Here is a 15037-nt window from a genome sequence, read left to right on the forward strand (position 1 = left end):
CCTTCCACTTCTTCTGCATGCAGCTCTGCTAAGTTTTTACAGGAAAAATCTCTGAATATCATTCCAAGTGACCACTAGCATTAATAGCATTAAAAGGGCAAACCCAATAAAGTGGACCATCCCCTCTTTATGGCGGTCAATCGGCTTCCCTCTTACAGCTTCAACAGCAAAGAACATTAATCTTCCGCCATCGAGAGCCGGAATTGGAAGCAGGTTCATAATTCCCAGATTTATGCTTAGGATTCCTGCCCATTTCATTAGGTAATAGATGCCGGATTTGGCAACTGTATCTGTTGAAACATAGATTCCTACCGGGCCTGATAATGCATCAATTGAGAACTGTCCAGTGACAAGCTTGCCCAGCATGACAAAAATCTCTTTAGTCCAGAAATAGGTTTCCTTAGCTCCATAGGTAATGGCCTTTAAAGGTGATTTCTCCATTGGACTATATACGCCTATAATTCCAATCTTTTCGCCTTCAACATCCTGAACCTTTGGAGTAACCGGTATTGTATATTCCTGGCCGTTTCTTTCCACCAAAAACTCCAATTCTTCACTTGGATTCTGTCTAATGATTTCTACCACATCTGACCAGCTGGAAATTTCTGCTCCATCAACACTTTGAACTAAATCGCCTTCCTTAAGCCCAGCTTCATAAGCTGCACCATCAGGGGTCAGCTTGCCCAGTGAAGGTTCATTAGTTGGAATTCCCTGCAATAACGCTATTAGAACAAAAACGATAAAAGCAAGAACAAAATTCATCATAGGGCCTGCGAAAATCGCCATAGTTCTCTGGCCTAATGTCTTTGATGCAAATTGACGGTCATACGGGGCAATGAGTGTTTCTGTTCCATCCTCAACCAGTACGGCTGAACGGCTGATTTTAAAAATTTGAATTGACTCTTCCTCTTCGCCCTCAACATATCCTTTTATTTCAAGGGCATGCTCAATATCAGCATCTTCAACTTCAACTATTCTTGCATTTGGATATTTATCTTTATTATTTAAAATAATTTTGCTTACTTCCTCGTTGTCATTAAGGATCAGGCCAATGCGGTAGCCAGGTTTAATTTCCACCATCTCGGGATCTTCACCGGCCATGCGCACAAAACCGCCTATTGGCAATAGACGAATCGTATAAACTGTTTCATCTTTTTTAAAGGAAAACACTTTAGGGCCGAATCCAATAGCGAACTCGCGGCAGAGAATTCCTGCTCTTTTTGCAAATATTAAATGTCCAAGTTCATGGAAAAATACCAGTGCCCCGAAAATAACAATAAAGGCTATTACTGTACTCAAGTTTTAACCACCTTTTTTTAGAGGTTGTTCAAATGCGCTGGTGAGTATTATATAATTTATTGCTGCTTCCACCATGCATTTGAACGCAAGCTTATAGAAGCGAGTTAACATATTTCCTCGTCTCCAAATCTGTTTCCTGGATCTCATCAAGACTTGGATTTGAGATAATGTCATGGCTGCCCAGTGCTCTTTCGATGAAATCTTCTATTTGCAGGAAGGTAATCTTTCCATCTAAGAATGCAGCAACAGCAGCTTCATTTGCTGCATTTAATACAGCTGGCATTGATCCGCCAGCTTTACCGGCTTCATAGGCAAACTTCAGGCAGCGAAAGCGTTCAAAGTCCATTTCTGCAAAATGGAGCTTGCCAATTTCAGCAAGATTCAGCCGGTTTGCTGATTGGAGAGGGAGCCTGTCAGGATAAGTTAAAGCATACTGAATTGGTACTCTCATATCCGGGGTGCCAAGCTGTGCGATTACACTGCTGTCATGAAATTCCACCATGGAATGGATAATGCTTTCTTTATGAAGAAGGACATCTATTTTACGGTAATCCATGGAGAAAAGCCAATGTGCTTCAATTACTTCAAGTCCCTTATTCATCATAGTGGCAGAATCGATGGTGATTTTTGCTCCCATTGACCAATTCGGATGATTAAGCGCCTCTTCAACTGTCACATTTTCTAATTCCATGCGGGAGCGGTCTCTGAAGCTTCCTCCAGAAGCTGTCAAAATGAGCCTTTCAATATTTTTCTCTTTTTCCCCCTGCAGGGATTGAAAAATAGCTGAGTGTTCACTGTCTACTGGAAGAAGCATTACACCGTTTCGCTTTGCTGCTTCCATGACCAGATGGCCAGCAGTCACAAGGGTTTCCTTATTTGCAATGGCGATTGTCTTCTTTTCCTCAATCGCCTGCAATGTGGAATCAAGTCCTACGCTGCCTAAAACTGCATTAACCAGTATTTCAGATTTTGGGTAAACAGCTACTTCTATCAAACCTTCATGTCCATATGTAAATGTTATGCCAGGAAACTCAGCTTTAAGAATATCTGCAGAACTTTTTTCTGATAGTGAGACAAGTTCTGGCTGAAAGTCAGAGATAATTTTCCGGGCAAGATCTATATTTCTGCCTGCAGACATGGCTGCCAGCTTAAATTCCTCTGGGTGTTCCTTAATGATATCAAGGGTCTGTGTCCCAATCGACCCTGTTGCACCCATTAAACTGATATTTTTCATAGTCTCCTCCTATAAGAAAAGCGGAAGCGCCTTCCGAACAAGTAAAGATCACTTGTTCCTGCGAAGTTAATCCAAGGCAGCATTCCTTGGTGCCCATCCCCGACAGCTCGAGGGGGCAGGAGCTGGAGTTAGGCAGTTATCTAATATTCGTAAGCTGCTCTCTGCCTATTGCTTTACAGCAAGTGAAAAAAGTGGAGCAATGGCAGGACGAATAATAAGCTGTCAAAACGGTCCAGAATCCCGCCATGGCCAGGCAGAATATTTCCTGAGTCCTTTACATTATAATGACGCTTTAAAGCTGATTCCACTAAATCCCCTATTTGCCCGAACACTGACAAGATGGCTGTAATCACTAATAACCCCAGCATGGACTCATCAATATCTGTGAAGATAATAAATAATACCGCCACTGCAAGAGCACAGACTACACCACCAAGTGACCCTTCCACAGTCTTATTCGGGCTGATTTCAGGCCAAAGCTTCTTCTTTCCCATCGCTTTCCCTATAAAGTAGGCACCTGAATCTGTTGCCCAAATAAGGAATAATGCAAAAAAGAGATATGTCAGACCCTGATCTGCGAAGCGGGTCTCCATAAAATAGTAAAACCCAATGCCAACATATAAAGTAGACATAATCGAAAAAGCCACATCATCAAAAGTAAATTTATTTTTTGTTGCGACTGTATACGTTAAGAAAAGAAGCACCCCAAAAAGAGCTACCTCAATTTTTGTATAATTCAAATCATCCAGGATTGACTGAAATTCTTTAGGCAAAAGGAAAGTCCACAATAATAGTAAAGAAATAATGCCTGGAATCGAGAATAAGCTCAAATTTCTCATTTTCAATAGTTCATATAGTGCAATGGATGCCAGCAAGTATGCCAGGATGATGATTGGCATGCCTCCATAGATAATGACTGGCAAGAGGACTGCACCAAATATAATTGCTGTGATAATACGCTGCTTCATTCAATTTTTCAACACCTTTATTGTATTCCCCCAAAACGCCTTTGGCGGCTTTGGAATACCTCGATTGCTTCTAGCATTTGCTCTTCATTGAAATCCGGCCATAATACATCCGTAAACCAGAATTCTGTGTATGCAAGCTGCCAAAGCATAAAATTGCTTAATCTGATTTCACCGCTTGTACGAATCAGCAGATCGGGATCCTTCAGCCCGCCCGTCATGAGGTAGGATGAGAATTTTTCTTCATTCAATTCATTTTCATCCATTATACCACTTTTGCAATCATTTAAGACATGCTTGACGGCTTCGAGTATTTCGGCTCTGCTTCCATAATTAAGTGCAAAGTTCAACACCAGGCCGGTGTTATTTTTTGTCTCTTCCATCGCTTTGGAAACTGCATTACGGGTATGGGCAGGCAAGTGGTCAAAATAACCAATCATTCTTACTTGCACATTCTCTTCTATCAGTTCTGGAAGGAAATTTCCCAGAAATTCTTCAGGAAGTTTCATAAGAAAGTCCACTTCCATTTTAGGCCTTTTCCAATTTTCTGTAGAGAATGCATATAAAGTTAAGGTCTGTACTCCAATATCGCTTGCAAATCTGGTGATTTTTCGGACAACCTTCATTCCCTCATGATGGCCGGCAACTCTTGGAAGAGCTCTTTTTTTCGCCCATCTTCCATTTCCATCCATAATGATGGCAACATGCTCAGGAATTTGCAATTCTTTTATTTTTTCAACTCTCTCTCGGAGATCGGAAGAACTGTTTTGGGACTTCCATAACTTCATTTTATCAAACATAAGTCTGCTCCTTTAAAATAGGTTAATCCTCCGATAAAAGATAAAGTGAAACTTCAGTCATTGGGGGGGTCCCCCGCTGATTGATAGCTGATATTCAGTCTTAGTATCTTTTAGAGATTATTCTAATGGTAAAATTATGATATTGCCTCTTTCCGCATGATAATATCATACCAAAAATAATTAAATATATCTCTATAAAAGAGTATGTTGCCAGAAACTAAATTCAGGATAGGAATGCTAGCCTTCTGCGCATGTTTCAGCTAAGTCAGTGCTTAAACACACGATCTGATAATGTATGCTCCCAAAGAGTAAAAGAACCCCCTATTGATAGAGGGTTCTCAGTATAGAGTCATTAGACTGCAAGAATTTCTTTTTCTTTTTCTTTTGTTAATTCGTCAATCTTACTGATGTGGTCATCAGTAAGTTTTTGAATGTCGTCAGAAAAACCGCGAAGATCATCTTCTGTGATCTCCCCATTTTTCTCAAGCTTTTTAAGGTCATCATTGGCATCGCGGCGAACATTCCGGATAGCAACTTTGGCGTCTTCAGATTCTTTTTTGACAACCTTTACGAGCTCTTTACGGCGTTCTTCAGTAAGCTGAGGAATAGCCAGTCTGATAACACTGCCGTCATTTGACGGATTTAAGCCGATATCAGATTTAAGGATGGCTTTTTCAATTTCTCCAAGAATGGATTTGTCATAAGGAGTAATGACTAAAAGGCGTGCTTCTGGAGCAGACACCCCGGCAAGCTGATTTACAGGAGTCGGCGCACCATAGTAATCAACAGTGATGCGATCAAGCAATGAAGCATTTGCTTTACCTGCACGGATGCTCGCAAGCTCCCTTGTATAAGCTGAAATTGCTTTAGTCATTCTTTCTTTTGCATCTGCAATAACTTGTTTTGGCATTATTTTTTCCCCCTAACGATTGTTCCGATTGTTTCACCCATTACGGCGCGGTTAATATTGCCTTTTTCCATAATTGAGAACACAATTAATGGAATGTTGTTATCCATGCATAAAGATGAAGCTGTAGAATCCATGACAGCCAATCCTTCTTTCAATACATCAAGATAGGAAAGCTCATCATATTTCTTAGCATTTTTATCAATGCGAGGGTCAGCTGAATAAACGCCATCTACATTGTTTTTCGCCATTAAAATTACTTCTGCTTCAATTTCTGCAGCTCGCAATGCTGCTGTTGTATCAGTAGAGAAGTAAGGATTTCCGGTTCCTGCAGCAAAGATCACAACCCGCTTTTTCTCAAGATGGCGGATGGCTCTTCTGCGGATGTACGGTTCAGCGACCTGCCTCATCTCGATTGAGGTTTGAACTCTCGTCTCTACTCCGAGATTCTCGAGGCTATCCTGCAGCGCCAATGAGTTCATGACAGTAGCAAGCATTCCCATATAGTCGGCATTTGCTCTGTCCATACCCATTTCTTCTCCGATCTTTCCGCGCCAGATGTTTCCGCCGCCGACAACAACGGCAACCTCAACACCTAATGCAGCCAGATCCTTAACCTGTGCAGCAATTGATTTAATCACTGAAGGATTAATTCCGAAACCTTGCTCTCCTGCTAAAGCTTCTCCACTTAATTTCAAGACCACGCGTTTGTATTTAGGGCTGCTCATAAGAACCTCCATATGTAGTATAAAAACTCACCAAGCTTCTTTAATTTTATCTCATTCTTGAAAAACAGGGAACACAAAGTGTTCCCTGAATCATAGCTGAATTAATTAATATTCAAAAATTACTTCTTAACCTGGTTCATTACTTCTTCAGCGAAGTTGTCTTCACGCTTTTCGATTCCTTCTCCAACTTCGTAGCGAACGAACTCAAGGATTTTTCCGCCTTTAGATTCAACGAATTTGCCTACTTTTTGATCAGGGTTTTTAACAAAAGCCTGGTCGTTTACGCAAACATCTTCGAAATATTTTCCTAGGCGTCCTTCAACCATCTTAGCAACGATATTCTCAGGCTTGCCTTCGTTAAGAGCTTGCTGAGTTAATACTTGACGCTCGCGCTCTACTTCGTCCTGTGATACTTCATCACGAGAAACATATTTAGGGTTTAGGGCAGCAATATGCATTGCAACATCTTTCGCTGCATCTTCGTCAGTTGTTCCCTCAATAACTGTTAACACACCAATGCGTCCGCCCATGTGAAGGTAAGCACCGAAAGCATCGCTGTCAGTTTTTGTTTTGATTTCGAAGCGGCGAAGAGAAAGCTTTTCTCCGATTTTAGCAATCGCACTGTTGATGTGAGATTCTAAAGTTGCACCGTTAGCCATTGTCTGGCCAGCTGCTTCTTCTACAGAAGCCGGCTTATTAGCAAGCAAGTGTTCAGCGATTTCTTTTACAAGAGTTTGGAATCCTTCGTTCTTGGCAACGAAATCTGTTTCAGAGTTTACTTCAAGGATAACAGCTTCGTTTCCGTCAACTTTAACAGAAGTAAGACCTTCCGCAGCAATACGGTCACCTTTCTTAGCAGCTTTAGCGATTCCTTTTTCACGAAGGAAGTCGATTGCTTTTTCCATATCACCATCAGTTTCCTGAAGTGCTTTTTTGCAGTCCATCATGCCTGCGCCTGTTTTTTCACGAAGTTCTTTAACCATTTGAGCAGTAATTGCCATTATGAGATCCTCCTTAATGAGTTATGTAATAATATCTTTACCATATATAGCTGTATGGAAAACTAAACTTTGCCTTTTCTTTAAAAAAAGGTGATAAAGGGTGCTCCCTCTTATCACCTTCTTTAAATCAAGAAAAAAGCACCTTAGAGCAATACAGCTCCCGCGCTCCAAGGCGCCTCCGCTTTTCTATTAAGCAGTTGTAACTTCTTCACCTTGTTTAGCTTCAAGGATAGCATCTGCCATTTTGCCTGTTAACAATTTAACAGCACGGATAGCATCATCGTTTGCAGGAATTACAACATCAATTTCATCCGGATCACAGTTTGTATCAACGATGCCAACGATAGGGATGTTTAATTTATGTGCTTCTGCAACAGCAATGCGCTCTTTACGCGGGTCAATGATGAATAGAGCATCTGGAAGGCTCTTCATGTCTTTGATTCCGCCTAAGAACTTCTCTAAGCGCTCTTGCTCTTTCTTTAATTGAACAACTTCTTTTTTAGGAAGAACTTCGAAAGTTCCGTCTTCAGACATTCTTTCGATATCCTTTAAACGTGCAATACGCTTTTGGATTGTTTCAAAGTTTGTTAAAGTTCCGCCTAACCAGCGCTGGTTTACAAAGAACATACCAGAACGGATTGCTTCTTCTTTAACTGAATCTTGAGCTTGTTTCTTAGTACCTACGAAAAGGATTGTACCGCCGTTTCCAGCAAGCTCCTTAACGAAGTTGTAAGCTTCTTCTACCTTCTTAACAGTCTTTTGAAGGTCGATGATGTAGATGCCGTTACGCTCAGTGAAGATGTACTTCTTCATCTTAGGGTTCCAGCGGCGTGTTTGGTGTCCGAAGTGTACACCAGCTTCAAGCAATTGCTTCATTGAAATTACTGACATTTGTGTTTCCTCCTAATGGTTTTTATTTCCTCCGCTCATATCATTTTCAGCCGGCAACTGTATGAGAACAGCACCATCCGGCTAAATCCATAAGCGTGTGTATTAACACCATTTGTTAATATAGCATAAGTGTTTTTCACAATCAAGCTATTCTTGCTGATTTTGACGAAATTTAAGCATTAACTCGATTTCAGTCTTCCCTTTTCCTAATTTTTTTGCAATATCCTCCACATTCATTCCCTGTTTTTTCATCACAAACACTTGATCTTCCATTGATGAAAAAATCGCTGTTTTAACCGGCTGACTGTCTTCTGACTGCATTACAGATTCAGCTTCCTTTAAAGATGTTAAACCTTCTGTTTCATTCAATTCTTCCTCTGAAGCTCTTAAATTATTTTTGTAGGCTTTAGATGCCTGGAATATGGATGCTCTGGCAAATCGCATTGATTTCTCATCAGCTCTAGCTATATGCTCATCACTTTTTCTTTCCGTATTTAACCGGATACTTTTTTCTTTTACAGATATTTGGTTTTTAGCATTTATCTGCGAAAATTTGTTAATAAAATCATCGTTTTCTTCCTTCATTTGAATAAGGTAAGAAGATATAACCTCTTCCATTTCAACAAGCACTTTTTCCTGTTTTTTCTCTGTTTCCATTAATCTATTCTGACGCAGAAACAGCAAAATTATGGCTAATAACGCTACAATATTCAGCAGCAGGCTAATAGCTAATAGAAAAGCTGTCATGATATCCCTCTATCCGCTGTAGTCAATAACCTTCCCTTTGTACGGATGGTTCTGTTTGTCATTGCTGTCTTTTTTCTGATTTTCTTTCCGATTATGTCCCCCGGCCTCTTTTTGGGGTTCGCTGTCATCATTGCCAAGATTGACATTTTGTTTCTGCTCATGTTTTATCACGGCCGTCCGCTGCTTTTCAGCATTTTTCCGTGTACTTTCAGCAGCAAATCCGCTGATTGTCTGTCCCCTCTGCTGAAGCTGATCCTGGATTTTCCCTGCGTCTAACGTTCTTGGCAGTGCTATCTGCAGTTCTATTGATTTTAAACTCATCCCAGATCACTTCCTTAATAAAGGATCGTTTTTAGCTGTTTCTAAAGGATCACTTCTTATTTCTCCCTTTGAAAAATGGAACTTAAAAGATTTGACTGTCTGCCGGATCACTTTTGAATATTTTCCAAAATGCATAGAAGTGTTTGGATAGACCTTCCCATAAATAAGAATGGAAGCATTCATTTTTTCTTCTTTTTCTTTATCCAGTTCGGCAAGCTCTTCATTTATTTTGGTCAATTTATCCTGCAAATGAGCTTTTGTGGCCCTTTGTTTGAGTATAATGGTTCTTTGCTCTTCCGACAGCTTTCCTGTAAGCCTGGCCATTTCTGTCAGTCTTCCTTCAATACTTTCCAGCTTTTTGATTGTTTCCTGCAGTTTGGCTGATTCGTTTATGAGATCTTTTTCGGCCTTATCCAAATTGGAGTTCATCCCTGCAAAAAGCTCCGTCTTAGTGAATAAGTGATTGCCCAGCTCTTTTATCTCCATATCAGAGCCGGACAGAAGCTTACCTCCAATGACCAATGCGCCGCTGCACCTGATCGCTCCGCCAGCATGCACATGACTGTGGAGGATTGATTTTGTTATTATTACGTCCTGTTCAGCAGTTACTTTTGCCTGATTTAGATATGCTGCCTGAACAGAACCTCCCGATACAACTGAACCTTTATGACTGCCGGAAATTCCGCCAGAAATAAGCACATTGCCATCCGCCTGCAAGAAAGAGCCTTCCACAAGACCGGTAACTATGATGTCGCCTCCAGCTTTAATTTCATAACCGGCAGGAACATTGCCGCGTATTATAACATTCCCAACAAAATTTATATTCCCGGTTTTCAAGTCAAGGTCGCCAATCACTTCAAATACCGGATTTACAGAAATGCTGTTTGGAGTAAAACTAACCTGACCATCCAATAGCGAATAATATTTGTCGCCATTTACAAATACATTCTTTCCTGCTTTGACTCTTAAAGATTTTCCATTCTTTGCCGGTACGGACTGTCCAAAAATATCTTTTCCGGGAGCACCGGGGGTAGAAGGAATAACAGATGCCAGGAGCTGTCCCTGTTTAACAGAAGGAATATGAAGAACATCTCTAAAATTAAATCCCTTTCTCCTCGTTTGCTGGTCAAAAGTGACTTCATTTAATAGGTATGCATCACAGCCGTTTTCTGCAGGAATTCCTTTTGCCAATAGAATGGGATATTCCACTGAGAAAGGATCTTTGCAGATTCTCTGGATTATTTCTTCACTCACACCAAGTGTGATCTTTTCGTCAGCAAGCAGTTTGTACAAATTTTCAGGGTGGACGGCTTCATCCAGCTTATTAATATCTAACGGCTGAATCAATGCAGCTAAGCGTTGAGCATCGACTATAATTTGAAATTGATTTTCCATGCTGATTCCTTCCTCTGTAGAAAGAAATGACATAAGGTTATATTGCTTTTTCCAGCAGCTGCCTCAGCTTAAAAATTGACTTTGAATGTATTTGAGATATACGGGAGGTAGATAAGCCCATTACTTCGCCAATTTCTGTCAGTGTTAATTCCTCTTTATAAAATAAACTTAGCACCAGCTGCTCTTTTTCATTTAATTGTAAGATTTTTTCAGCCATTTCTTCCAAAATTTCATTCTTTAATACCTTTTCTTCTGGAATAATTGCTTTTTCATCCTTAATGGAGTAGCTTCCATCTTTTTCTTCCGCATCGGGCTGTTCATCAATTGAAAGGATGTTTGCGTAAAAATGTTCGTTCATAACAGAATACACTTCATCTTCCTGCATCTCTGCTTCTTCAGCAATTTCATGCAAAGTTGCATTGCGCATCAGCCGCTGCTCCAGCTTCTCAATGGCAGCTTCAATTTTTTTTGCTTTATCCCTCGTACTTCGGGGAAGCCAATCTTCTTTTCTTAATCCATCCAGAATTGCACCGCGAATGCGAAAAGAAGCATATGTATCAAATTTCAAATCTCTTGCAGGATCAAATTTTTCCAGCGCATCATATAACCCCATTAACCCCAGGCTTCGAATATCATCTCTTGAAACATTCTTCGGCAGGGTAGCGGATATCCGCTGTACATGATAGCTTACAAGAGGCAAATATTTTTTCACAAGAAAATTCCCCGCTTGAGCATCACGAGAGTCGACCCATTTAGCCCAGTATGTGCTTTCTTCTGTTATCAGGTCTGCCATGGCCATCCTCCTCAAACGTTTCCATTTCTATTAACTATTGTCAGTATATCAAAATGTTTCCTATAAAAATATTAACTTCCGTCTTCACCGCTCACTATTAACCAATAAAGAGGGGACTTGTTCTTCGAAGAGGCTGGAGAGATTTATAAATAATCCGGAGAAAAATCAGCTTTTATGGCTGGCGGTGATAATCTTGTAATTTGCGAATTTTGCTTACAGATTTTTTAAAGCCGGAATAAAAAAGCTGATTCTTTAAAACAGGCGCTTAAATAATCACTTGACCTTTGTTTACAGCCCGAATCATCAGTTCGCCTGATTGAGGGTTGAATTCGATTGTTCTGCCGCTGTGGCCCCCCACATCTTCACCTAAAATAGCAATTTTCAAGGATGAAAGTTCCTGTTTTACCGCCTCTACGTTCCTTGGGCCAATCCTCATTAAATCACTTCCGGAGGAGTACTTGAACATTTGAGCTCCACCGGCAATCTTCGCTTTTAATCCTGTTGGTCTTGCACCACTTTTCGACAGAAGGCTCACTAAGTCCCTGATAGCAGTATCAGCATATTTAGCTGAATTAAAGCTCGTACCTTTGGCAAGAGATGAATCGGGCAGCATAATATGTGCAAGCCCGGCAATTTCTGCACTAAGGTCATAGAGAACCACACCGACACAGGAACCAAGTCCTGATGTCCTGATTAAGCCGGGAGTTTTAACAATATTCATATCTGCGATGCCAACTTTTACAATTTCAAGAAGACTATTCATGATCTGGGACTCCCAAGGCCTTAAAAATGATTTGAAATGATTCAGGATCTGGAAGCAAAAAAAAGTGGCCATTTACAGCATCCGTATTTTGAAGTTCTTCATTTAAAGCTGTGTCAATGACGATGGCGTAATCGCTCACCTGTGAAATTTCCAGCAGCCCTGTGCCAATTATTGCTCCCACCATATCAACGCATAGCATCGGCACTGAAGGAGAAAGTGATAGTTTGGTAAAATCAGATAAAGAAGATAAATAAGAACCTGAGAGAATGTTTCCAAGCTCCTGCAGTGCGGATAGGGCAAGTTCATCATATGGCAATTCATCTGCACAGAAAGGTATGTTTCCAGGCAGTTCACGAATGAATATTTCAGCCTGTTCAAGAGGCAGGACAAAAAACATGCTGCCAGGGGCGTCTCCTTCTATCCTCAGAAATACCCCGGCCACTACATTTTCTGCCCCTCCAGCCATATCGATCATTTCATCAAAAGAAACAATTTTTACATCCGGCACAGACATATCAATTTTTTTATTGAGAAGCGTTGATAATGCAGTCGCCGCATGCCCTGCTCCAATATTCCCGATTTCTTTAAGAATATCCAATTTCAAGCTGCTGATATTCTTGTCTAAAAAATTCATCCTGCTATCCCTCGTCCATCCTGGGCTGTCAATTCTTCAGGATTCAGGACTCTTTCCAAATCTATCAGGATAAATAATCGCTTTTCGATTTTCGTTACACCCTTGATAAAATTGGACTCTTCAGAACCGATTACCTCCGGCGGGGGTTCAATAGATTCAAAGGCAACATCAATGACATCATTTGCAGAATCTACAATCAGCCCAACTTCCATATCATCCAATACCGCGATAATTACTCGTGAATGCTCATTATATTCAGCCTCTTCCAGATTAAATCTGCTTCTGAGACTAATGATCGGCGTCACAATACCCCGTAAATTGATTACTCCTTTTACAAAGCCTGCTGTTCGTGGAACCCGGGTTATATGTTCAACCTTTTCAATTGAACGCACCTGATTAACCGGAATCGCATATTCTTTATCTTTCAGCTGAAATACAATCAATTTAAAATCCGCGGCTGCCGTCTCAGTCATCCTGTTCACTCCTTTATAAACATCAAAATAAATTTATTTAATCAATGCATTGCAGTCCACTATCAGGGCCACCTGTCCATCACCTAAAATAGTTGCACCGGAAATGGCAAACACGCTGGTTAAGTAGTTTCCAAGGGATTTTAAAACCACTTCCTGCTGTCCAATAAAGGAATCGACAACAAGCCCGGCCATCCTTTCCCCTTTTCTGACGATGACAACGGAAATGAATTCGTCTTCATGACTCTCTGATGGCACCTCAAAGATTTCCTTCAAAGAAAGGAGCGGAACCACTTTTCCTCTGAAATCAATCACCTTTTGATTATGTGCACTTAAGATGTCTTCTTTTCTGATAATAGCTGTTTCAATAATAGACGATAGAGGGATTGCGTATTTTTCCTTTTCAATCTCAATGAGCATGACTGAAATAATGGATAAGGTTAATGGCAGCTGTATGGAGAAAATGGATCCCTGTCCCACTTTTGAATCAATTGAAACTGATCCTCCCAATGATTCAATTGTATTCTTTACAACATCAAGACCCACACCCCGCCCGGAAACATCTGAGATTTTATCCGCAGTCGAGAAGCCAGAAGCAAAAATCAGTTCATAAGCTTGTTTGTCCGTTAGAGTGGAAGCCGTTTGCTCAGTAATGATGCCGTTTTTCAGTGCTTTCTTTATAACCTTTTCTTTGTTTATGCCTGCACCATCGTCCTCTATTTCAATGAACACATGATTGCCGCTGTGATATGCCTTTAATACGACATTTCCTTCTTCACTTTTTCCATTTTCTTTGCGGACTTCCGGCGTTTCAACCCCATGGTCCAGTGCATTTCGGATTAAGTGCACAAGCGGATCGCCAATTTCATCAATAACTGTCCGGTCAAGTTCAGTTTCTGCCCCGACAATTTCGAGATTGATCATTTTATTTAAATCTCTTGCCAATTGTCTGACCATTCTTGGAAAACGATTAAATACCGTTTCAATTGGGACCATGCGCATATTCAGAATAATATTCTGAAGGTCTCCTGAGATCCTTGACATATGCTCAACCGTTTCATGCAGTTCCTGATTGTTTAATTCCTTTGATATTTGTTCAAGCCGTCCCCTGTCAATCACCAATTCTTCAAACAGATTCATAAGGATATCCAATCTTTCGATATTCACCCTAATCGTTTTATTGCTGACTTGCTTTGCTGCCGGGGCTTTCTTTTCCTCTTTTGGCATATCTGAAGCAGCCTCTGTGGACTCTTCCGCTGCAGGCAGTGCAGCTTCTTCCACTTTCGCAGCTTTCTGAGGGCTGTAGTTCCCCATTGATAGCGGCAGCACTTCTATTCTTTCCACTTCCGATACATTCAAAAGTTTCTGACGGATATCTTCAATTGTTTCTTTTGTCACAATTGTTACGGAAAATCCCTGATCAAATTGCTCTTCTTCGAGCTGCTCAACTGAAGGGGTTGCTTTGATCACTTCCCCGCTCTTCTCAAGTACTTCAAAAACCATATATACTCTGGCAGCTTTCAGCAGACAATCTGCCCGCAATGCTATTGATATTTCATAGGACTCAAAGCCCTGCTCCTTCGATTGCTGAATAACTGTCCATTCAAAATCATCATATGTACTCTTGATCAGTCCTTGCGGTTCTGCAATTGCTGCTGCCGTTTCAGCTCTTGCTGAAGACTGCGCCGGACTTTCCCCTTTTTCGATCAGCATTAATTTTTCTACTGCTTCAGAAACATCCCTTTTGCCGTCACCGCCTTCTGCAATTGACTGGACCATTGCTTCAAGATCATCAACAGCCAGAAAAACGACATCCAGAATTTCAGCATTTACTTTAATTTTCTGATTTCTGATTGCATCAAGCACATTTTCCATTTGATGGGTTAGATTTGCCAGATCTTCATATCCCATGGTGGCTGACATGCCTTTCAGTGTATGCGCTGACCTGAATATCTCATTAACTATTTTAATATCTTCAGGATTTTTCTCTAATTCAAGTAGCTGTTCATTGCACGCCTGCAAATGCTCCTTGCTTTCTTCAATAAATACCTCTAAATATTGATTCATCTCCATGTGCCTGCCCCCCTCG

16 protein-coding genes are annotated in these 15037 nt (G+C 40.8%); all 16 read right to left on the minus strand.

Annotated features, from left to right (window positions below):
* Nucleotides 1–36 precede the first annotated feature (36 nt).
* Complete coding sequence (rseP, locus tag QUF73_08140) at nucleotides 37–1299, minus strand: RIP metalloprotease RseP (protein ID MDM5226180.1); 1263 nt, start codon at nucleotides 1297–1299, stop codon at nucleotides 37–39.
* 91 nt (nucleotides 1300–1390) lie between these two features.
* Nucleotides 1391–2533, minus strand: a complete 1143-nt coding sequence (locus QUF73_08145) for a 1-deoxy-D-xylulose-5-phosphate reductoisomerase (protein ID MDM5226181.1) — start codon at nucleotides 2531–2533, stop codon at nucleotides 1391–1393.
* Nucleotides 2534–2706: 173 nt separating this feature from the next.
* Nucleotides 2707–3501 carry a phosphatidate cytidylyltransferase gene (locus QUF73_08150; protein ID MDM5226182.1) on the minus strand — a complete coding sequence of 265 codons (795 nt, stop codon included), beginning with the start codon at nucleotides 3499–3501 and terminating at the stop codon, nucleotides 2707–2709.
* 17 nt (nucleotides 3502–3518) lie between these two features.
* Entirely contained in the window at nucleotides 3519–4298 is a 780-nt protein-coding gene (locus tag QUF73_08155) for an isoprenyl transferase (protein MDM5226183.1), read from the minus strand.
* 352 nt (nucleotides 4299–4650) lie between these two features.
* Entirely contained in the window at nucleotides 4651–5208 is a 558-nt protein-coding gene (gene frr / locus QUF73_08160; GenBank protein MDM5226184.1) for a ribosome recycling factor, read from the minus strand.
* Complete coding sequence (pyrH, locus tag QUF73_08165) at nucleotides 5208–5933, minus strand: UMP kinase (GenBank protein MDM5226185.1); 726 nt, start codon at nucleotides 5931–5933, stop codon at nucleotides 5208–5210. Before pyrH ends, frr begins: the two co-directional genes overlap by 1 nt.
* Nucleotides 5934–6052: 119 nt before the next feature.
* Nucleotides 6053–6934: a translation elongation factor Ts gene (tsf, locus tag QUF73_08170; GenBank protein MDM5226186.1), complete on the minus strand. Its 882-nt coding sequence runs from the start codon at nucleotides 6932–6934 to the stop codon at nucleotides 6053–6055.
* Between the two features lie 189 nt (nucleotides 6935–7123).
* On the minus strand, nucleotides 7124–7825 hold the full coding sequence (rpsB, locus tag QUF73_08175; GenBank protein MDM5226187.1) for a 30S ribosomal protein S2: 702 nt from the start codon (nucleotides 7823–7825) through the stop codon (nucleotides 7124–7126).
* A gap of 147 nt (nucleotides 7826–7972) precedes the next feature.
* Nucleotides 7973–8572, minus strand: coding sequence for a hypothetical protein (locus QUF73_08180; protein ID MDM5226188.1), 600 nt, complete (start codon nucleotides 8570–8572; stop codon nucleotides 7973–7975).
* Nucleotides 8573–8581: 9 nt separating this feature from the next.
* Entirely contained in the window at nucleotides 8582–8893 is a 312-nt protein-coding gene (locus QUF73_08185; protein MDM5226189.1) for a hypothetical protein, read from the minus strand.
* A 6-nt stretch (nucleotides 8894–8899) separates the two neighbouring features.
* On the minus strand, nucleotides 8900–10288 hold the full coding sequence (locus tag QUF73_08190; GenBank protein ID MDM5226190.1) for a FapA family protein: 1389 nt from the start codon (nucleotides 10286–10288) through the stop codon (nucleotides 8900–8902).
* Nucleotides 10289–10325: 37 nt separating this feature from the next.
* A complete protein-coding gene (locus tag QUF73_08195) occupies nucleotides 10326–11081 on the minus strand; it encodes a FliA/WhiG family RNA polymerase sigma factor (protein ID MDM5226191.1) in 756 nt (251 codons plus the stop codon).
* 265 nt (nucleotides 11082–11346) lie between these two features.
* Entirely contained in the window at nucleotides 11347–11844 is a 498-nt protein-coding gene (locus QUF73_08200; GenBank protein ID MDM5226192.1) for a chemotaxis protein CheD, read from the minus strand.
* Nucleotides 11837–12478, minus strand: a complete 642-nt coding sequence (locus QUF73_08205; protein ID MDM5226193.1) for a chemotaxis protein CheC — start codon at nucleotides 12476–12478, stop codon at nucleotides 11837–11839. The genes QUF73_08200 and QUF73_08205 overlap by 8 nt, the downstream gene beginning before the upstream one ends.
* A complete protein-coding gene (locus QUF73_08210) occupies nucleotides 12475–12951 on the minus strand; it encodes a chemotaxis protein CheW (GenBank protein MDM5226194.1) in 477 nt (158 codons plus the stop codon). Before QUF73_08210 ends, QUF73_08205 begins: the two co-directional genes overlap by 4 nt.
* A 33-nt stretch (nucleotides 12952–12984) precedes the next feature.
* Entirely contained in the window at nucleotides 12985–15021 is a 2037-nt protein-coding gene (locus QUF73_08215) for a chemotaxis protein CheA (protein MDM5226195.1), read from the minus strand.
* Nucleotides 15022–15037 lie beyond the last annotated feature (16 nt).

Source organism: Cytobacillus sp. NJ13 (genome assembly GCA_030348385.1).
In the GTDB taxonomy this organism is placed as follows: Bacteria; Bacillota; Bacilli; order Bacillales; family Cytobacillaceae; genus Cytobacillus.